Annotated in this window: 26 protein-coding genes and 2 pseudogenes; 3 read left to right on the top strand and 25 right to left on the bottom strand. The window is 37.1% G+C overall.

From position 1 onward, the window contains the following. Window positions 1-121: 121 nt before the first annotated feature. The 5 genes from PGY05_RS11175 to PGY05_RS11155 all read right to left on the bottom strand — a co-directional run bounded on the left by PGY05_RS11175 (window position 122) and on the right by PGY05_RS11155 (window position 3,860). On the bottom strand, window positions 122-418 hold the full coding sequence (locus tag PGY05_RS11175) for a type II toxin-antitoxin system RelE/ParE family toxin (RefSeq protein ID WP_008375511.1): 297 nt from the start codon (window positions 416-418) through the stop codon (window positions 122-124). Then, complete coding sequence (locus PGY05_RS11170; RefSeq protein ID WP_044999282.1) at window positions 408-668, bottom strand: type II toxin-antitoxin system Phd/YefM family antitoxin; 261 nt, start codon at window positions 666-668, stop codon at window positions 408-410. Before PGY05_RS11170 ends, PGY05_RS11175 begins: the two co-directional genes overlap by 11 nt. A 115-nt stretch (window positions 669-783) precedes the next feature. Continuing rightward, on the bottom strand, window positions 784-2,073 hold the full coding sequence (locus PGY05_RS11165; protein ID WP_270475928.1) for a hypothetical protein: 1,290 nt from the start codon (window positions 2,071-2,073) through the stop codon (window positions 784-786). 678 nt (window positions 2,074-2,751) lie between these two features. Then, entirely contained in the window at window positions 2,752-3,174 is a 423-nt protein-coding gene (locus PGY05_RS11160; RefSeq protein WP_195369063.1) for a hypothetical protein, read from the bottom strand. A gap of 314 nt (window positions 3,175-3,488) precedes the next feature. Continuing rightward, window positions 3,489-3,860, bottom strand: a complete 372-nt coding sequence (locus PGY05_RS11155) for a hypothetical protein (protein ID WP_118198284.1) — start codon at window positions 3,858-3,860, stop codon at window positions 3,489-3,491. 110 nt (window positions 3,861-3,970) lie between these two features. Here PGY05_RS11155 and PGY05_RS11150 point away from each other — a divergent pair, with 110 nt between their 5' ends. Beyond that, a complete protein-coding gene (locus PGY05_RS11150; RefSeq protein ID WP_270475927.1) occupies window positions 3,971-4,195 on the top strand; it encodes a helix-turn-helix domain-containing protein in 225 nt (74 codons plus the stop codon). Window positions 4,196-4,367: 172 nt separating this feature from the next. Here PGY05_RS11150 and PGY05_RS11145 read toward each other — a convergent pair. From PGY05_RS11145 to PGY05_RS11120, 6 genes and pseudogenes are all read right to left on the bottom strand, one after another. Then, window positions 4,368-4,757, bottom strand: a pseudogene (locus PGY05_RS11145) (type IV secretory system conjugative DNA transfer family protein); the annotation flags it as partial. Between the two features lie 182 nt (window positions 4,758-4,939). Further along, the gene (locus PGY05_RS11140; protein ID WP_195369062.1) at window positions 4,940-5,401 is read right to left on the bottom strand and encodes a helix-turn-helix domain-containing protein; all 462 of its coding nucleotides are present in this window, start codon (window positions 5,399-5,401) and stop codon (window positions 4,940-4,942) included. 16 nt (window positions 5,402-5,417) lie between these two features. Then, window positions 5,418-5,699 carry a hypothetical protein gene (locus PGY05_RS11135; protein WP_007887522.1) on the bottom strand — a complete coding sequence of 94 codons (282 nt, stop codon included), beginning with the start codon at window positions 5,697-5,699 and terminating at the stop codon, window positions 5,418-5,420. Between the two features lie 164 nt (window positions 5,700-5,863). Then, the gene (locus PGY05_RS11130) at window positions 5,864-6,496 is read right to left on the bottom strand and encodes a GyrI-like domain-containing protein (protein WP_055247379.1); all 633 of its coding nucleotides are present in this window, start codon (window positions 6,494-6,496) and stop codon (window positions 5,864-5,866) included. 45 nt (window positions 6,497-6,541) lie between these two features. After that, complete coding sequence (locus tag PGY05_RS11125) at window positions 6,542-7,144, bottom strand: alpha/beta hydrolase (RefSeq protein WP_005337276.1); 603 nt, start codon at window positions 7,142-7,144, stop codon at window positions 6,542-6,544. 30 nt (window positions 7,145-7,174) lie between these two features. Continuing rightward, window positions 7,175-7,492, bottom strand: coding sequence for a hypothetical protein (locus tag PGY05_RS11120; RefSeq protein WP_055215068.1), 318 nt, complete (start codon window positions 7,490-7,492; stop codon window positions 7,175-7,177). A gap of 432 nt (window positions 7,493-7,924) precedes the next feature. Between PGY05_RS11120 and PGY05_RS11115 the strand changes: the two genes are divergently transcribed. Continuing rightward, window positions 7,925-8,164: a DUF6061 family protein gene (locus PGY05_RS11115; RefSeq protein WP_005608569.1), complete on the top strand. Its 240-nt coding sequence runs from the start codon at window positions 7,925-7,927 to the stop codon at window positions 8,162-8,164. 61 nt (window positions 8,165-8,225) lie between these two features. On the opposite strand, the pseudogene PGY05_RS16680 reads toward PGY05_RS11115, so the two are convergent. From PGY05_RS16680 to PGY05_RS11060, 11 genes and pseudogenes are all read right to left on the bottom strand, one after another. Further along, window positions 8,226-8,369, bottom strand: a pseudogene (locus tag PGY05_RS16680) (ArsR family transcriptional regulator); the annotation flags it as partial. Between the two features lie 135 nt (window positions 8,370-8,504). After that, the gene (locus tag PGY05_RS11105) at window positions 8,505-9,215 is read right to left on the bottom strand and encodes a succinate dehydrogenase/fumarate reductase iron-sulfur subunit (protein ID WP_330377146.1); all 711 of its coding nucleotides are present in this window, start codon (window positions 9,213-9,215) and stop codon (window positions 8,505-8,507) included. Next, window positions 9,212-10,756: an FAD-binding protein gene (locus PGY05_RS11100; RefSeq protein WP_195368986.1), complete on the bottom strand. Its 1,545-nt coding sequence runs from the start codon at window positions 10,754-10,756 to the stop codon at window positions 9,212-9,214. The genes PGY05_RS11105 and PGY05_RS11100 overlap by 4 nt, the downstream gene beginning before the upstream one ends. After that, a complete protein-coding gene (locus tag PGY05_RS11095) occupies window positions 10,753-11,292 on the bottom strand; it encodes a hypothetical protein (RefSeq protein WP_008703787.1) in 540 nt (179 codons plus the stop codon). The genes PGY05_RS11100 and PGY05_RS11095 overlap by 4 nt, the downstream gene beginning before the upstream one ends. 10 nt (window positions 11,293-11,302) lie before the next feature. After that, a complete protein-coding gene (locus PGY05_RS11090; protein WP_005608562.1) occupies window positions 11,303-11,821 on the bottom strand; it encodes a DUF6921 family protein in 519 nt (172 codons plus the stop codon). A 16-nt stretch (window positions 11,822-11,837) separates the two neighbouring features. Beyond that, on the bottom strand, window positions 11,838-14,192 hold the full coding sequence (locus PGY05_RS11085; RefSeq protein ID WP_195368987.1) for a heavy metal translocating P-type ATPase: 2,355 nt from the start codon (window positions 14,190-14,192) through the stop codon (window positions 11,838-11,840). 59 nt (window positions 14,193-14,251) lie between these two features. After that, a complete protein-coding gene (locus PGY05_RS11080; protein ID WP_015512809.1) occupies window positions 14,252-14,611 on the bottom strand; it encodes an ArsR/SmtB family transcription factor in 360 nt (119 codons plus the stop codon). Between the two features lie 245 nt (window positions 14,612-14,856). Beyond that, the gene (locus PGY05_RS11075) at window positions 14,857-16,626 is read right to left on the bottom strand and encodes an FtsX-like permease family protein (RefSeq protein ID WP_270475922.1); all 1,770 of its coding nucleotides are present in this window, start codon (window positions 16,624-16,626) and stop codon (window positions 14,857-14,859) included. Then, window positions 16,613-17,374, bottom strand: coding sequence for an ABC transporter ATP-binding protein (locus PGY05_RS11070; protein WP_270475921.1), 762 nt, complete (start codon window positions 17,372-17,374; stop codon window positions 16,613-16,615). The genes PGY05_RS11075 and PGY05_RS11070 overlap by 14 nt, the downstream gene beginning before the upstream one ends. Window positions 17,375-17,421: 47 nt before the next feature. Further along, window positions 17,422-17,763, bottom strand: coding sequence for a hypothetical protein (locus tag PGY05_RS11065; RefSeq protein WP_055068105.1), 342 nt, complete (start codon window positions 17,761-17,763; stop codon window positions 17,422-17,424). Between the two features lie 39 nt (window positions 17,764-17,802). Then, the gene (locus PGY05_RS11060; RefSeq protein WP_040646272.1) at window positions 17,803-18,138 is read right to left on the bottom strand and encodes a DUF3784 domain-containing protein; all 336 of its coding nucleotides are present in this window, start codon (window positions 18,136-18,138) and stop codon (window positions 17,803-17,805) included. Between the two features lie 368 nt (window positions 18,139-18,506). Between PGY05_RS11060 and PGY05_RS11055 the strand changes: the two genes are divergently transcribed. Beyond that, window positions 18,507-18,707 carry a DUF6061 family protein gene (locus PGY05_RS11055; RefSeq protein ID WP_117558203.1) on the top strand — a complete coding sequence of 67 codons (201 nt, stop codon included), beginning with the start codon at window positions 18,507-18,509 and terminating at the stop codon, window positions 18,705-18,707. A gap of 304 nt (window positions 18,708-19,011) precedes the next feature. Here PGY05_RS11055 and PGY05_RS11050 read toward each other — a convergent pair whose 3' ends face one another. From PGY05_RS11050 to PGY05_RS11040, 3 genes are all read right to left on the bottom strand, one after another. Continuing rightward, complete coding sequence (locus PGY05_RS11050; RefSeq protein WP_117558205.1) at window positions 19,012-19,326, bottom strand: type II toxin-antitoxin system RelE/ParE family toxin; 315 nt, start codon at window positions 19,324-19,326, stop codon at window positions 19,012-19,014. After that, window positions 19,316-19,576: a type II toxin-antitoxin system Phd/YefM family antitoxin gene (locus tag PGY05_RS11045; RefSeq protein ID WP_044999282.1), complete on the bottom strand. Its 261-nt coding sequence runs from the start codon at window positions 19,574-19,576 to the stop codon at window positions 19,316-19,318. Before PGY05_RS11045 ends, PGY05_RS11050 begins: the two co-directional genes overlap by 11 nt. Window positions 19,577-19,691: 115 nt before the next feature. Continuing rightward, window positions 19,692-19,891 (bottom strand): hypothetical protein (locus PGY05_RS11040; protein WP_270475920.1); only part of this gene is annotated, 200 nt, incomplete at its 5' end.

The raw sequence follows: 19,891 nt of genomic DNA, 5'->3' as shown, positions 1-19,891 counted from the left end.
AATCCTTTGATGTTATCGCCAGACTTTCCCCCACTTCACACCGGACATGAGAGTTTCCCCTCATCCGGCGTTCCATCATCAGTAACTTCTACTTTTTAACATCGTAACTTACAGTTCCTTATCAAGTGCTTTTATATATCAGTCGCCTTACTTCCATAACATTCCCGATAACCACATAATATACCACATAATTCCTCACATAAATCCGATAATATGGATACTCTCTCCTTTTTGCAGAACGATAAGGTTCAAACGCAAGAGGATTTTCCAGCCTTTTCAATATGGCACTTTCAATATCATCAACCAACCGATGTGCTGCATCTTCATTTTTCAAGACATTTGTAATGTAATTTACCGTACTTAGCAAATCAGTTTCAAATATTGGCAAGTAACGAAGCTGATAAGATTTATTTTCCATGTATTGCACTCCTTGCATTTTTGAACACGCTTTCGTGAGAAAGTCTTTCATCGGTTCCCGCAGCCTGCCTGTCAGCTTCATCAAGCTTCATTTCAATATTATCTGTGAGACTTGCATACTCTTCTAAGCTTAGAACAACCATAGCGCCATATCCATTTTTAGTTAAATACACAGGATTCCCACTATTAACAAGAGTCTCAATTTCAGGAAATTTATTTCTAAGATCAGAAACTGGGCGAATTTGTATCATTTCCACCTCTCCTTTCGCATTTTACTATCTTTATTTTATCCTAATTTTATCGCAATTGCAATAAACAGCAACACATTTCTCATAAATTCTACCATCCGCTTATACTGCGTACTCATCAGTCATAACTATTTCTCTCAATATAATATTTTGCCGCTTCCTGTAAAGACATCCCTTTCTTTCTCGCTTTATCTCTCACACTGCTTACAGAGATACTTTTCATTCTGCAAAAGGAATTGATTGATTCATATACACTTCCATCCTCCCAGATAAATTGCCGATTTTCCGTAATCTTTCTAATATAATCAATTGCCTCATCGTAATCGCTGTCTTTATTCCGAAACCTATAAGAATGCACAGATTGAACATTAATATTGTATTTTTCACAGCACTCTTTCAAATTTTTATACTCATCACCTCTATAGTAAAATACATCCGTTTCCAGACTTTGCTTCCTTCTCAGACAATGTCGGAAAGCTTCTTGGATCGAACAGTTCTTTCGCCACGCTCTATTGCGTACTGCTTTTAATGACACATCAAATTTTGTACAGCATGCCGACAAAGACGAGTATAAAACCGACTCCCATTCAAAATAATCCTCCATCTTTTTATTATAGTAATATTCAACCGCCTCTACTTTACCCTTTTTCGTTCTCCACATATAACCATAAACGCTGCTGACATTTATACCAAGTTTGCGGCAGCAGTCACTCAAATCATGATAAATACTATCCCGGAATACAAATGTTCTGGAATCTATTTTTTGTCCTTCCTGCTTTCCAATACGATTGATATAAAATTTCAAAGCTTCTTCTCTGGATATTCCGTGCCGTTTTGCGTATGCCGACACATAAGATGCATTGCATCCAAATGCTCTGCAACATGATGTAAATGTAATATATTCCTGTCCGCAGAAATACATTTTTCGTTTATTATGATAATTCAGATAGCTGGCAAATGCATGCCGCAATAGAAAATGTTTTTTTCTCGCATATCTTCTGACGCAAACCGATTTAATATTGTAAGCCTCACAACAAGCTGCAAAACTATCATAAGTCACATGGTTATATGTAAAACGATTATATTTATAATACTGATAATAATGGCTGAGCGCCTCCTCTTTTGATATTTTATTTTTCTGCATATAAGTACATAGGGATTTATAGTTTATATTGTAATAATCGCAGCATTCTTTTAAATCTGTCCACCTCACTTTCTTAAAATAAAATATACCTAGTTTTTTCAAATTTCTGCAATATGCGATTGCTTCTTCAGCTGTACACTTGTGGATTCTTTTGTAAGACATAACAGATCCATATCTTACTTCATAGTATTTGCAACACTCACGAATACTCTTCCATTTCTTATTAAATGCATAGAAGATATATTTACTGTTATTGATATTCATAAATTGAAACCTTCTTTTTATTTCAATGTATAAAATACCTGATCTCAGGAAATTGTATAAATGATTTTGCAGAAACGCAAAATTTAGATTTAACAGTTGAAAAGATAAAAATGAATTGAATTAGAATAAAAAACGGAATAATTATACAAACATAGGGGAACTAACATTAAAGGTTACACAATATGCATGAGTATGTATGAGTATGCATTTGGGAAAAAGCATTTGTGACCATTTTTTGACCATGTACTCCAATGTACTCCACAACACTACAGTACACTCCATGCCGTTGTCAGAACTTTCAGACAACTTTTCCGACCATAAAAAAATCCCTCAACCACGCGCTTTATCGCGTTTTTGTAGGGTTAAAATTATCAGGCGGTCGGTGTTAGTTCACCAGTCATATCAAAATCTCCTTATTTTACAAGGGTTTCAGCACTTTCCACTTTTTTTCTACACGGTTTTCACACGATTTTCAAAATTTTCGTACTTTCTCCCCTAATTTTTCCCTGCATATTCATCCACGTGTTTGTATAATTATTCGCTTTATTTATTTGTCAGCCTGCGAGACAACCATCGTATCTTTGCTTCCTCGCAGGCTCAGTTATTTCCATTTGTAACTTCTATGTATTTTACATTTTTTCTCGTATTTTATCAAATTCTTTATTCACAAAATTCTCCTCAAACGGATACTGATTGTTTAACCGTTGCCCTCTTATATCCTTTTTTTAATAATTCGTTTACCATTTTTTGGATATATGTCGGTTGTAATTGATTTACTTTTATATGCCCTATATAAGATTTACATCTTTCATACTCTCTTATATAGTTTTGTACAGTCCTAGGTTTCACTTTTCCAACCACATATAACTCCATCCACTCATCAAACCAATCATTTAACGTTTTTTTGCTGGCATCAGTCTGCAATCCCAGATTATATTGTTCTAATATTTTTTCTCTCTTTTGTTTTACTTCTTCTAATCTTTTACTGGATGCATATATAGGTTTGTCATTTCCTTTAATATACACACGTGCTTGATAGGTTCCATTTCTCAGTTGAGTAATTCCTTTCCCCAACTCTTTCCCATTTAAGGCTTTAGCCATGATACTCATCCATCCTTTTTCTTCTTTCTAACAGACAGATGACTACCTATTTGCTTACCTGTTCCATCTTAACAAATTTTTAAATTCTTTTCAAGATAAGCTAAAAATTCAACATCTATCTGATAAGAAAATCTCATTTTATTTTTCGGTTCCCAGAATAACAAATAGTCCTTATTATCACTCCCTTCTGTTTGAATATGGCATAAAGCACAAAAATTGGAACCAGGTTCCAATTTTCGCACATAATCCTTTATTATTTTTATGTCATACCTTTTTCTGTACACAAATATATTAAGCCGAAACAAATCTAGCATTTATGCATACAAATCAAATATCTCCTGAATACAGTTTTTCATTACTTCATTGGGCAAATTTCTAATAAACTCTTGCTGCCACTCATTTCTTATTTCGTATTTATCCTGTAACACATATTTATCCATAGAATTTCCACATACTAAATTCTGCTCAACAATATCCGCAAGTTTCAGTAGCAGATCTTTATACTTCATTTCAAATACAAATTTATATTCTTCAAATCCAAACGCTTCCAGCAAATAAGTAATTCGCTCAAAATTATATAAATCCATTATTTTTTCATCACAAATTCTCTTTCGGTCTTCCAAACTACACATACCAAGGAATAACAGCCTTTGCTGTTCTGCACACTTTTCCATATCTTTCTCCATATTTGAACTACATTGTATCTAATCTTTGCTCTCTTGTTATATTTATTATAGTCGAATATTTGGCAATATGTAAGGTAATTGAAAATCCTATAATTAAATATAGAACACGCATGAAAGAGGTGATACATTTGTTTACCTACGCCCCATTATGGCAGACATTAAAAGATAAGGGGATTTCTCAATATGAATTAATCAAAACCTACCACATAAGCACCGGAACATTAGATGCTCTTAGGAAAAACAAAAGTGTTACCATGAATACTCTACATGATATTTGTGTTATTTTAGATTGTCCTATAGAAGCGGTAGTTAAAATTGAAAAAGGAGATCAATAAACAGCTGGTTGTAAAATTTTTTTATTGCAAGTCAGCTGTTTTTTCAATTATTATATAAAGTTTAGCCAAATAGTTTTCGATTTACATTTACTTTTCATGAATTATAATTTCTCACAGTATCCGAATAATCTGTTCATATATCAGTATTTCTCTCGGTCCAATATTCTTATTATCATGATAATGTCCAAAGAACCACTTTCATCTGTGCAATGTTCTGGATGATGATACTGCAGGAAATCCCTCTGGAACGCATGGTTGCCAGAATCTTGTCAAAGTCATCTGGCAATGTTACGTTTGGCCATTCATCCATAATGCAGTGTACCGGAATCAGAAGCCTTCCTCCGTACTTCCGGTCTACCACATAATACAGTGTCTGAAACAGATTGCTGTAAATCATGCCGACCAGATAATTCATACTGGTGTCCGCATCTGGAATACAGCAAAACAGTGCCACTTTTTTCTCCCCGATACTGTATAAGTCCAGTTCGTCTGTACAGGTCAGATTGGCGATCTGTTTCAGATTGAACGCTGTCAGACGGACACCAACAGAAATCAAAATCGACTTCGCAGTCTTGCCAGTAACAAAATGTCAATAGTTTTTTAATCACTTTTTTCAAAAAGGCAAAAAAAATAGAACGTATAGATTATTTCCATACGCTCTATCTCACATTTCATTTTAAATTTTTGAATTCCACAAACTTGAATTTCATGAATTATCGCTTGCCTTAAACTTGCTGACACAAATCATTTAGTTTCCAATCCACTCAAATAGAATTGATATAACAAATACACCAGAGAAAATATACCAATTAACAAATACGCCACATTTTCTTTTAAAGATACTAGATACGATGAGAATACAACAAAGCCAATAACCTTGATTACCGCTTTAATTTTTCGATTTTCAATCTTATCAATTTTACAACAGATAAAACGTACTCCAATAACCATAGGAGAAAATAAGATTGCAATCAAAATTAATATAATATTTTGCTTATTAAAAATAAGCTTTGATAACTGTTTTTTCCCATTATCCTTGATGTCCAAATACTGGTATAGCAATATAAGAGAGGCTTGGTCAGGAACACTTTTTCCCAATTCCCATTTCGAAATTGTCTGTCGCGTAACAAAGACAACATCAGCCAGTTGTTGTTGGGTTAAGCCCTTTTCAATTCTGGCTGATTTAATCAAATCTGATATTTCCATAGTTGTACTCCATTTATTATCTGTTTTTAATAGTGTCGCATAATGTTATTGCTAAACAAGCAACTATTACAAGAAAACTCATCTGATGTTTAATAACAACGCAAAATAGGCTAATTGCCAATAACATACCGATAAAAGCAATCATACTATACTTGTATATCCTAGGATGTTTTTGGGATAATGCATTCGATATTTTTACAATTACTGCTATCATAGGAATAATTAATACCCCCATAACACCAAATAAAATTCCAGTTGCAACAACACTCATTTTGTTTTTCTTTAATTCCTTCAACATAAAAAGAACCTCCTTTGTTTTTGATACTTTGATATTAAAAAAGAATTCTTTTTATGTCACGCAACGCTTGTGAAAACAGGCGCAACGATAACGATTTTCATTCTGGTCATCGAAAGCAAAATTCCGATTTTTCGTTCTCTGCGACTTCCCAATAAACGGGAATTTTACGCTTTCTTAATTGGATGTCTAATTACAGTTTTCCATTTTTCTGGGGCAACCTTTCTTGCATCAGACATATAAATCTCGTGGTGCAACCTATCTTTGTTAATATCATTAACATATCCATTTTGTTCTAAATAAGTATCCATAAGCGCAACAGTTGCTGGCTCATTATCAAAAGAACCTATATGCATAATTTGAACGCATAATCCCTCATCAATCGTAAGATACTCTGCTGACGAACAATCAAGTTTCTTCTTTTTCGTTGCTGTTTCTACCGCCCAGTCAAAATCAGCTTTAGAAATGAAATCAGGCAAACGGATAACAGAAATCCAGCTGAAAGCAGACTTATTTGTATAATCTACACTCTCGACATCATCCTGCCACCAAAAACCTTCCAATGGCGGAACAACATATTCAAAAAATCCTTCAATTTTATAATCAGTCTTGTAACTCATTTTTAATGTGTATGCAACAGCATATAGAACACTGATTGCTTGTTGATATGCTCCGCCTTCTTCATTTGGATTGCCTTTTCCTCTAACTGCAATATAATTTGCCTTAGGTACATTTACAATCTCTGGTTTGTTCTTCGGCATATAGAATTCTTTATACTCTTTTTTAAAATCAAAAGCCATAATAACCTCCAAAATTCCGATTTTCTCAATTCTCCAAACTTGAATTTATTTGGAAGATTTTATTATCCATTCATCAAGAAATTTCATTTGTTCATCCGTATGAAACCAATGCTCTCCATTTTTCATAATAGAAAGTGTTGAATTAGTCCTCTGTACAAATTCAAATATCGTTCCATAAGCGGTAAGATTATCTTTTTCACCATATAAAATGTGCGTTGGGATTTCCCATATAATAGGATTTTCTCTTGCATAGCAAAGATAATCCCATGAAAGAGTCTCTCCAAAGGTTGTCTGAATTTCTTTTTTCTCTTTGAGTTCATCCTCTGTAACATTTGCCCAAATCATCATATCAGCAATAAGCCTTTCCATATCTACAACGGGCGAAATAAAATATGCTTTCTCTATTTGCTGATTTGATAAGGCATTGATAGCAAAATACGCTCCAATGCTATTGGCAATTACTTCAACCGTCTTGTAGTTTCTATAAATTGAATTAAAAAGTAATGGAAATTCTTCTTTTGCTTCCCATGGAAACTGTGCAGTATAGTCGAGACCAATCACATCACAATTACTAAAGAGCGGTTTGTAATGAATAGCTTCTTCAGCATTACCACCTTTTCCATGTATATAAATAACTGCTTTATCCACAATAGTTATCCTCCACAAATTATAAGTTATTTACTTCTCTTCATACTTTTTAACGATAACTAAACTATAAGCAGCCATAATTACAATTGTTTCCACCATCACACCAATAACCGACAACAGAACGTATGGTGTATTTTGACCTTCTAACAGCGGAATTCCTAATATAACAAAAATGATTCCATAGATTATAAACAATAGTCCGCTCGCACGATTGTAACCTTTCACATCTTTTACTTTTATTGTTTCGGTATTAGCCCAGAATCCAACGGGATTCTTAGAAAACATATCTTTTATTCCTAATCCAATTATAAACACTCCAAAAAGTGACCATATAACAAACCCAATCATATTGTTTCTCCTTACAAACCGCATTAAAACCATAATGAGACACATTCTTGTATTTCCCAAAATCGAGATTTACTAATTCTACAAATTCCGATTGAGATTTCACCTGTTTTAAGCAATTTAACAACTGTTATATTTTGTTATTAAATTCTCCGCAAACCCTTGAAAACACTGAATTTATCACAGGCGAGCTTTCCCTTATTGTTTCCCTTGTGTTATATCGTCCCACCAGTGTTTACGAACTCTGATAAGGGAAAATACAAGGGCACAAGAGGTCCGGTGGGCCTCTGCTCTGTGCCGACCGAAGCGGTAGCGGAGACCAAAAAAATTATATAAAACAGTATAACACAAAATAAAAGTGACATGGTGAACTGATTGAAATGCTTCTGATTTTTGTAGCAAATAATTGATTGAACGATAAGGAGATAAGATACGATGAGAACAATATTTGCAGAATACAATCCCGGACGAAACAGCATTGATGTTTATACCTCTGTTGGCTATATGCTCCGCATTGACTGTTGGGAAGCTGAAAAGGACTTAAAAACCACATCAGGATCAGACTGTGCATTAAACGCACTCGCCATTGATGATCCTCTTGAATATGCAAGATTATATCTTGATGGAAATTTGCAGATGTGGGTAGATGCGGAAGACTCATTAGATATTTTTTAATTTTTAAACAAATACAACAGTTTAAATAACTATTAGCTACAATATTTCCGGAAAATTCATCATGGGATAAAGTTGGCTGGGTAATTTCAAATCTTTCCAAAAGTTTACACCCGCACTTTTCTCCATCCGACAGCATCTGTACAATTTCCAGCCGGTTCGCATCGCCCAAAGCCTTGCATATCAAAGCCACATCCATTGCATTCATATTGACACCTCACATTGATCATTGTCTATGTTCAATATAATATATACATAGATATTTGCCAATGTATGTGTTTTAAAAAAGAGAATCAAGTTTTTGATTCTCTTCATACATTCATTATAGCTTTTATCATCCATTTTATTTGCCCCAAACAGCCGCTGCATTCGACCTTACAAGCAGTTCTTCCACAGGCAGACCAATCGGACAAATATCATGACAAGATAACGACTTCCCGCATCCCTCAAAATATTTCTTCTTATATTCAGCAGAAATCTCATTCAAATGAGTGCTTTCCTGTTCTTCATTCAGAATCCGAAATGCGTTGACTGCAGCAACAGCGCCTGCGAAAGTCCCATTTGCAGAGAAGTTAGGACACACTTCAAGGCAGCAACCACACATCAGACAGCGTGCCGACTGGTATCTCGGTTCATGTGTCCACGAACTCATATAAGCTTCACTTTCAAGCCAAAGGTTCAGTTTTTTCAAATTTTCAAACAGATTTGACCGGTCAACGATCAAATCTCTTACAAGCGGAAATTTGCTTAAAGGTTCCAAGGTGATTGTAGAACCTTTTAACATATGTAGAAATGTAGAGCATGCCAGCCTCGGACGTTCGTTAATCAGCATGGCGCAAGCCCCACATTTTCGCACCATACAGCTACATTCCCAGCTGATGGGAGTAACTATAGTTCCTGAGTTATCTTTCAAAGGAGTTCTACTGTTCAATTCCTTTAGAACAGTGGCAACAGAGCTGTTTTTGCTTCCGTCAAACTCAAATTCCTGCCAATAACTATCTGATTTCTGACTCTCCTGCCGCCTGATTTTTATTTTATATACCAAGTGAATCACCGCCTTTCTGGAACAGGTACAAAGGAAATCTGTATCTGCTTTCCATCAAATCTGGCTACCGTTGTTTTAAGGTAATCATCGTCATTGCTCTTCGGATAATCCTCCCGCCAGTGTGCACCACGGCTTTCTTTTCTTGCAAGAGCACTCTTTAGAACTGCCATGCCAAGCAATGGAAGATTTCCTGTCAGCGCTTGTACCGTTTGAATCCCATTTAACAACGTATTCTCATTTCTGACAACGCCCATAGTCTCCTGCATCACTTTGTTTAATTGCTTTATTTCTGAAATTTGAGACGCTGGTGGAAAATCTATCTGTGTCGCACAAGATAGATCTACTACATCTGCCTGTTCGCATGCTGATTTTGCCGCAACACGTCCTCCGTATAACGCTCCTAACAGAGAATTTCCACCAAGACGGTTGGCACCATGATATTGGGCACAGCATTCTCCGGCAGCGTAAAGATTCTGAATCGGCGTTCTGTGCTGCTCATCCACCAGAATACCTCCCATAAAATAGTGAATTCCCGGTAAAACAGACACCGGTTCCTTTCGTATATCTTTATGCAAATAGGTCATACAATCGTCTGCCAGACCAGATAGCTTATTTGAAATAATCTCCTCCGATATTTCCGTCATGTCAAGAAATACCTCTGATTCATGGCTGACCTTCCATATCTCTCTGGCGGTAATATCTCGTGGCATCAGATTTCCAAGCTCCGGGTATTTTTCCTCCATGAAATACCATTGTTTTCCATCTTTCATGGCAAACAACCTGCCACCTTCCCCTCTGGCCGCCTCGCTGATGAGCATGCGTTTTCCACCACATTTCACAGTTGTCGGATGATACTGGATCATCTCGCCATTTGCCAGAGGAACACCAAGCCGGAACAATTCTGCGGTGACTTCTCCTGTATTGCTCAGCGAACCCGTTGTATTTCCAAACAATCCGTGCATACCACCGGTGGCAACAATAACCGCATCCCCCGGTAATTCCACAGTCTCCTGACTGTATTCATCCCTGATTACGCAGCCACAACAAATATTGCCACACAGACGAAGTGTTAGGAAAGAATGATGGCTGAACCGTTCTACCATACCAAATGCTTCTTTCCTGCGAACAGCGTCTATCATAGCTGTCATGATCTGCTTCCCGGTATCGCTCTGTGCAAAGGCAGTCCGTTTCTTTTTCTGCCCGCCAAAATTTCGCAGATCCACATCATCATAGCCACTCATGTTAAATTTAACTCCAAGTTTTAGCAGCCAGTGCACCAGCTCCGGTGCTGCCTGTGTCATTCCCCAAACTGCATTTGGATCTGCCAGACCACATGCTGCCTTTATTGTATCTGTAAAATGTTCTTCGGGACTGTCGTTTTCATCTTTTGTATTCAAAGCTGCGTTGATACCGCCCTCCGCCATAACAGACTGTGCCCGCTCTGACGGAAGGGAGGAAACCAGTTTTACATTGCATCCATTTTCCGCTGCCTGCAAAGCCACTGAAAGTCCTGCCAGTCCAGCACCTATAATAATAATTGTCTTACTCATAGATATTGCCACCCAATATAATAGAAAATAACTGCGCCCGCTATAAACAGAAGGAGCACCGAAAGAATCAAATAAATATCACCCCTTCGTTCTTTATAACTGATGATTCCCAGCGATACGAGCAATGGGCGGATATTGATAAAAATATGAACAAAGATTGCCGCCACGAACAAAAGCTGAGTTACCATCTTTACCGTTGTAAAAGGGAACAAAATATATGTCCCATTCTGCACCTTTCCAAACAAGCCAATATGGAAGAACAGCAGGATCAGTATTGCCAGCCCACTGGCTCGTCTCGCCCAGAATATGGCGTTCTGTTTCAGATACATTTTTCCGGATTGCTTCGCTGTCTGTAAACTCTGAACTGTCAGGATGACACCAATCACCGTATGCACAACAAGAATACCAACACCAATCCATGCAAGAAGTTTCCCTGCACTACTTCCAACTCCGTTCAGCATAAAGCTTCCCATGATTCCATGAATCATAAAAATGAGAAGCATTAAAACAGACAAAATCGTATTCCATTTTCTCATAAATTCCCGCTCACCTCATTTCTTCGCTGTCCATGATCATATAGTCCATCTGTGATAACGTTGTAACGTCAATAAAATCATCCGATGCCAGGAATACATCATACTTTCCACTTACCACTCTTGATAGCATCATTGTGTTACTGTACTCTTTCAGATCTACGGAAAAACCGGCCTGTTTCAATCTGTCACAGAGTTTCTTAGCATAACTGACAAGCGGATAATCCGTCTCAGATACATATAACCGAAAACTAATGTCCGTTTTCATGAGATCTGTTTCATTTGTTTCCGAATCGTCCAGTGCCAATTCTTTTAATTTATTCCGGGTGTTCTCGTTGTCGAGACCATCTGACATCATATTAATACCGAGAACATAAGAGCCTTCCAACTGTGCGGAGGCTTGAGCCGCCTTTTTTGACTTCGGTGTTGCTCCTGTGACTGCATCAATCATAGAAGGCGGTGAATGTAAAATGGCACCAAAACCTACAAGAAAAACAATCGTAACAACTAACAGAATCAGTTTTCGTTTCACATTCCCACCTCATTTCCTATTCTTTCAAAATTCTCATTGCGTTCAAAACAGCAATTATGGTAACGCCTACATCACCAAATACAGCTTCCCACATTCCCGCAATACCAAGAGCGCCAAGAATCAGGAACACACTTTTAATCCCAAGAGCAATCACTATATTCTGCATGACAATCTGTTTTGTCGCTTTTGCTACTTCAATCGCGTCCACCAGCTTAGACGGTTCATCTGTCATCAGAACTACATCTGCTGCTTCAATGGCCGCATCCGAACCAAGCCCACCCATTGCAATACCAACATCTGCACGGGCAAGGACAGGAGCGTCATTGATACCATCACCAACAAAAGCCAATTTGCTTCCCGGTCTCTTTTTACTATCTAAAAGCTCAACCTTTTCCACTTTTTGGTCAGGAAGCAGCTGTGCATAATATTCATCCAACTGCAATTCTTCTGCAACGGACTTCCCAATTTTTTCATCATCACCGGTAAGCATGACTGTTTTTTCCACGCCGATATGTTTCAGGTCAGAAATTGCTTTTTTACTGTCCGGCTTCACTTCATCTGTTATCAAAATACATCCTGCATATTGACCATCTACCGCCAAATAAACTTTTGTACCTGCGTTTTCACAGGTTGTGTACTCTATACATTCTGTATCCATAAGTTTCGTATTGCCAGCAAAAACTTTCTTTTCCCCTGCCATTACACTGATTCCATATCCTGAAATTTCCTTATAATCAGAAATCACTGACTGATCAATTTCTTTTCCATAAGCAGCAAGAATGGATTTTGCAATAGGATGGTTAGAAAAACTCTCTGCCTCTGCCGCATACTCCAGAACCTGTTCTTTTGAAAATCCATTTGCAGGCAAAATATCCGTCACATTGAAAACACCTTTTGTAAGTGTTCCGGTTTTATCGAACACAATAACGCTGACATTATTAAGTGCCTCTAAATAATTGCTTCCTTTTACAAGAACACCTCGTTTAGATGCTGCACCAATGCCGCCGAAGAAAGTCAGCGGGATTGAAATAACCAATGCACATGGACAAGATACCACAAGGAAAACAAATCCTCTGCGAATCCACTCTGTCCAGCCTCCGCCAAGAATGATCGGTGGCAGAATCGCCAGAAAAGCTGCTAAGATTACAACCACAGGTGTATAATAACGTGCAAATGTAGTAATAAAATTTTCTGTTGGTGCTTTTCGGCTTGACGCATTTTCCACAAGATCAATAATCTTTGAAGCCGTAGATTCACCAAATGCTTTTGTTGTCTTAATCATTAAGACACCCGTCTGATTCATACAACCGGAAAGTGCTTCGTCTCCTTTATGAACACTTCTCGGAACTGATTCTCCTGTTAAGGCGCTTGTATCCAGCATAGAATCTCCATCCAATACCACACCGTCTAATGGAATTTTTTCACCAGGCTTTACAATAATAATCTCACCAATGGAGACATTTTCTGGAGATATGGTAATCAATTCCCCATTCCTTCTTACTGTAGCAGAATCTGGACGTATATCCATTAAGTCTGATATAGATTTTCTTGAACGCTTAACAGCCAATGACTGAAAAAATTCACCTACCTGATAGAATAGCATAACAGCAACTGCTTCTGGATATTCACCAATGACAAAAGCCCCAATCGTAGAAACACTCATCAAAAAATGTTCATCAAATACACGCCCCTTTGAAATGTTCCTCACAGCCTGCCATACAACATCTCCACCAAGAATAACATAAGAAACAATGAGAAAAGCTAACTCGATAGGCAGTGGCACTTTCGCAAAAACAGTCAATGCCATACCAATGGCATAGATTGCTGCACCAGTCGCTAAACGAACTGTCAACTTCTTATCCTCATTGTTGTAGGATTCATTGGCCTCCTGCTTTTTTTCCGGTATATAAGATTCCTGTACAATTTCAGAAACTTCCACATCTGGCTCATGGCTATGAACAATCGTTTCAATCTGACTGGCTATCGTATCTGCGGCTGTCTGAGCAACATTGATTGTAAGCGTCTGCTTCATCAGATTTACCACTGAGGATTGCACTCCATCCAACTCTCCGACTTCTTTTTCAATTTTTGCAGAACAATTCGGACAATCCAATCCTTTTAACGAATAACTCTTTGTAACATTCATAACGGTTTCTTCCTGAACTTCCACATCGGGCTCATGACTATGAACAATCGTTTCAATCTGACTGGCTATCGTATCTGCGGCTGTCTGAGTAACATTGATTGTAAGCGTCTGCTTCATCAGATTTACCACTGAGGATTGCACTCCATCCAACTCTCCGATTTCTTTTTCAATTTTTGCGGAACAATTTGGACAGTCCAACCCTTTTAATAGAAATATGCGTTTCATGATAATCTCCTTATAATTTGTTTAATTGTTCAATTACTCAACTATAATATTAAAAAATATTATTTCTGCCAAAGATGCTCAAATCCCTTGTCAATAATCTCTTTCACATGATCATCTGCCAGCGAGTAGTAAACTATCTGTGCTTCTTTACGGAATTTTACCAGATTCGCTAGGCGTAATGCCTTTAACTGATGCGAAATTGCAGATTTTGTTACCCCCAGTAGCACTGCAAGATCACATACACACATCTCACTCTGTTCTAGAGCGTGTAAGATTTGTACTCTAGTTCCATCTCCAAATAGCTTAAACAAAGAAGCCAACTGGATATAATCATCTTTTGGCTGCATCTTGGATTTCACATCATTCACAATATCCTCATGAATTACATCGCAATTACAAATATAAGACGTTTTTGACATATATTCACCTCCAAATAATAATAGTTGAACAATTACTCAACTATTATTATACTTATTTTTAAATTTATGTCAATAAGCTGATGTTAGTTCCCCATAAATTTTACAATTAAAACCAGCTCTTTATTCTTTTCTTAATCTTTTTTTCCCAGTATACCGTTTTGGCTTTCTTGTCACACTTCCTGTAAATTCCGAGTTGTCTCTATCTTTATCTTTTAATTATACACAGGATTTGAATCTTTTTCTACTTATCTATAATCAAAAAATCCTCTTCCTTGTATTATAAAACCGCTTTCATAAAGTTTTTCTTCTTTTTCAGAATACCTGCGTATCACTACGAATATTCCGACTGTCAAAATCACTCCAAATACGATTCCTGCCAGAATTCCATTCGTCCCCATTCCATAACTCTCATTCAGATAATAAGATGGCAGGAAAGAAAGGATTGTTCCCACAACCGATGGCGGTATAAATCTTAGAAAATTCTTATAGCATAGGCACTTTACCATTTCCTTGTCTATCATTCCCAACATTCGCAAACTACAAACGACCCTGCTATTTTCTTCCTTCTCTGCCTGGATACGTGAATGAATTAACAGAAACTCAGCCATTATCATAAGCCCTATCACAAATGCCATCAAAAATAATAAAAATTGTCCTGATTTCTTTGCATCCTGGTATTTCTCCACTTTCGAAGACAATTCATAATACGTCTGCTCATCTTCATTCAACTGATTGCTTTCCTGCAGATATTCTTTTACTTCACATACTCCCGCATAAGAATCTTCCCAATTCTGAAACTGAAACAAGTTTGCGATACCAGCACTACCTGTTATATCTGCACTTAATTTTTCGAAATCAGAATCGTTGATGATCAGTGTTTTATCTGCAAAGGTCGGATTTTGATTAAACAGTATCTTTACATCTGTTCCAACAGACTGCAGCTTTCTGTCCCCGGAAATCGTTACAGTAGATACTGGCTGTATGTTATGTTCATACCCATCTTCCAGATTGTACTGAAACAAATTCAAAAACTCGCCTTCCTGAATCTGATAATCACATCCAAAATCCCGGTTTATTTCTGTCACAGGAAGGTAATTAAAAACATCATCTCTGATATAGGGAAGCTGAATGACCTGTTCTACAGTAACACCATTTTTCTCCAATATATGAAGGACATCCTCTACTGAAACCTGATTCATTCCATAGATTTCTGAGTACACCATGTCATAGGGAGAATAACTTTTTGCATCCTGTAGAAAAGCCGGATATAAAGTCACACATACCCCCGTAAGCATAACAGATACCGCTATTATGAGAGAGGCTAAAACATACCTACATCCCCATTCTTTCTTGTGTCTGCGGACAAATGACCATTCCACCAGATGAAACCCCATGTAGTTGGGTGCAAGTCTGCATAAGAACGTACCGATCTTTCCTGTTTTTTCTGCCCGATATTGTGCTTTTAGCAGGGTTCCGATTTTATCCAGCATAAGTCTCCCGGCATTCAGGATAAAGGCAACTGCCACCACTACTGTATATAGAACTGCTGTAAGCTTATATGCTTCCGGGCAAAACTGCCATTGCACTCCGTGAACATCTATTGCATAAATGATAACGGAAAAAAATAAAAATGACAGCACAGTTCCTGCCGCAAGTGCTATTGCTAATGCCAGCACGGATATGATCACATTTTCAAAAAGTAAGTTTCTAAACGCTTCCTTCCGGCTCATGCCAAGAGAAAACATCACGCCGTATTCCTGTTTTCTTGATGCCAGAAATGCCTGACACGAAACAGGAAGAAAAAAAACCAGAAACACTGCAGACAGAAAAAATGGAAGATAAATGTTATTGGATATTGATGAATTTACAATCGACGCATTCATAAACGTCCTGTTTGTGGAAATAACTGCAAAACAACAGAATAATGCCGTTGCAGATAAATTGCATAGAAAGTACAATCGATATTTGTAAAAACCAGCTTTCAGCATCTTTCGGGAAATATCAAAAAAGGTCATCTTTTCCACCTCCCAAACCGCACAGCGTTTTCCATATATCTTCTCTGAAATTATCGGCAGTGTTCTCTTTCTTTACTTCTTTTGCCAGATTCCCATCCTGTAGAAAAAGTACCCGGTCACAAAAGGATGCCGTATAAGCATCATGTGTCACAAGCAGAAAGCTGATGCCAGACCGTTGATTCATCTGTTTCATACATCGCATCACATCCCCGGTGGTCTTTCGGTCAAGGCTTCCTGTTGGCTCATCTCCAAAAATAATATCCGGTTCATTGATCAGCGCCCTGCCAATCGAAACTCTCTGTTTCTGACCTCCCGATATTTCCGTAATTCCTTTGTCAGCTAATTTTTCAATGCCGAGCACATCCGCTATTCTTGGAAAACGCTCTTGCTGGATGTCTGCTTCTTTTCGTTCAAGAATGAGTGGTAACAATATATTTTCTTTTACCGTCAAACTCTCCAAAAGCTGGAAATCCTGAAAAATCATTCCCATATGCTTTCTGCGAAAAAATGCCTTCTCTTCTTCCGTAAGCTGTGAAAATGTTTCTCCTCCTATTACGATTTCTCCATCGTCCGGTGTGTCAACCCCGGTCAGCACATGGAGCAGAGTAGTCTTTCCACTGCCGGATGGTCCCATAATAGCAACCATTTCTCCTTTCATAACTTGCAGATTCACATTCTGCAAAATCCGCATAGTTTCTCCTGCAGTTTTATAACTTTTTGAAATATGATTTGCATTTAATACATACATCGAAGTTCCTCCTGATAATAAATTTTAAATTTGATTATCAGAAGTATTTAATCATCCATCCGAACCGATAGACTGCAAAGGGTAACTCCCGGTCTGAAAGAAAACTCACCTTGTCCGAGGTCTTTAAAGCCATCATATACCCAGAGCACCATTATTTCTATTCCACCGAAACATATACACTCATAGAAATGCAAACATATACTTTCGCTTATATCGTTTTCACTATTTGACTTTTCCAAACATTCCATCTGCTGTATGACTATACTTTCCAAATCCCCTTCTGCATAATATCCACTCCAGAGTCGGAAATTTAGCGACAAAAGTAAAATCAGCATGATGGAACTTAAAACCATAATAGCAGCAATTCTCTGTTTTTTTACTGAAATCATATGAATCAAACCCTATACTTCTGCTTTATCATCTGGAATTTATTTTAATAAATATTTTTCAAATGCTTTGTGCGTGTCAAAGTGAACCTCTTTGAAAAATAAAACGAGCCAAATAATAAAAGCCGGAATAGCCATATATGGTGTTAAAAAATAAGACAACACTGCTCCTACTAACATTATGCCAGCCCATGTAAAACACTGATTTTTTATATCACGAGAAATATGAGCTTTATCATACAATGCCTGTTCTTCTTTCGGTAATGAATTAAATCCCGAAACAAATTTAGCCGCTTTTTCTTTAAATATTGCAAATAACACTCCTATAATCACAAATGGAATAACCAAAACTCCACATAGCCAAAACCCTATATTCATAGTATATTCCTCCTTCACAAATACCGATTGAGATTTCACCTGTTTTAAGAAATTTAATAACTGTTATATTTTGTTATTAAATTCTCCGCAAACCATTGAAAACACTGGATTTGTCGCAGGTGAGCTTTCCCTTATTGTTTCCCTTGTGTTATATCGTCCCACCAGTGTTTACGAACTCTGATAAGGGAAAATACAAGGGCACAAGAGGTCCGGTGGACCTCTGCTCTGTGCTGACCGAAGCGGCAACGGAGACCAAAAAAAGTATATAAAACAGTATAACACAAAATAAAAGTGACATGGTGAACTGATTGAAATGCTTCTGATTTTTGTAGCAAATAATTGATTGAACGATAAGGAGATAAGATACGATGAGAACAATATTTGCAGAATATAATCCCGGACGAAACAGCATTGATGTTTATACCAGTGCAGACTATATGCTTCGCATTGACTGCTGGGAAGCAGAAAAGAATTTGAGAACCACACCCGGATCAGATTGTGCATTAAACACACTTGCCATTGATGAACCACTAGAATATGCGAGACTGTATCTTGATGGGAATGTTTGATTACCGAATCTTCAATATTGATAATTCTTTCCATCTTCTCATTCCTCATATGATTCTCATTTTTACTAAAGTTAAAATCATTTCCTTTGTTTTCGATTATACAGTTCTGTACCCGCAACTTTTTGCTTATTCAGCAAGTTTTTAATTTTTTCACATACTTACTTTCAAATATTTAATTGAGAATACAGAACTCCTCTATATGAGAACAACTTTATTCTCATATAGAGGAGTTCTGTATTGTTTCCTACTACTATTTTTCTAAAATAAATTATCGCTATTTTGCAATTACATTTTTATCATTCTGCTATAAATGACGATCTGTATCTCTCGCACTATATATCAGTCGCCTTACTTCCATAACATTCCCGATAACCACATAATATACCACATAATTCCTCACATAAATCCGATAATATGGATACTCTCTCCTTTTTGCAGAACGATAAGGTTCAAACGCAAGAGGATTTTCCAGCCTTTTCAATATGGCACTTTCAATATCATCAACCAACCGATGTGCTGCATCTTCATTTTTCAAGACATTTGTAATGTAATTTACCGTACTTAGCAAATCAGTTTCAAATATTGGCAAGTAACGAAGCTGATAAGATTTATTTTCCATGTATTGCACTCCTTGCATTTTTGAACACGCTTTCGTGAGAAAGTCTTTCATCGGTTCCCGCAGCCTGCCTGTCAGCTTCATCAAGCTTCATTTCGATATTATCAGTGAGGCTTGCATACTCTTCTAAGCTTAGAACAACCATAGCGCCATATCCGTTTTTAGTTAAATACACAGGATTTCCACTATTAACAAGAGTCTCAATTTCAGGAAATTTATTTCTGAGATCAGAAACTGGGCGAATTTGTATCATTTCCACCTCTCCTTTCACTTTTTGCTATCTTTATTTTATCCTAATTTTATCACAATTGTAATAAACAGCAACACATTTCTCACAAATTCTACCATCCACTTATACTGCGTACTCATCAGTCATAACTATTTCTCTCAATATAATATTTTGCCGCTTCCTGTAAAGACATCCCTTTCTTTCTCGCTTTATCTCTCACACTGCTTACAGAGATACTTTCCTCTGCATTTTTTGTATAATAATATTCAACCGCCTCTACCCTACTCTTTTTTGTTCTCCACATGTAACCATAAACGCTGCTGACATTTATACCAAGAT

The organism is Coprococcus sp. AF51-11b1 (genome assembly GCF_027682785.1).
GTDB lineage: Bacteria > Bacillota > Clostridia > Lachnospirales > Lachnospiraceae > Allocoprococcus > Allocoprococcus comes.
This window is presented reverse-complemented; position numbering and strand designations above follow the sequence as displayed.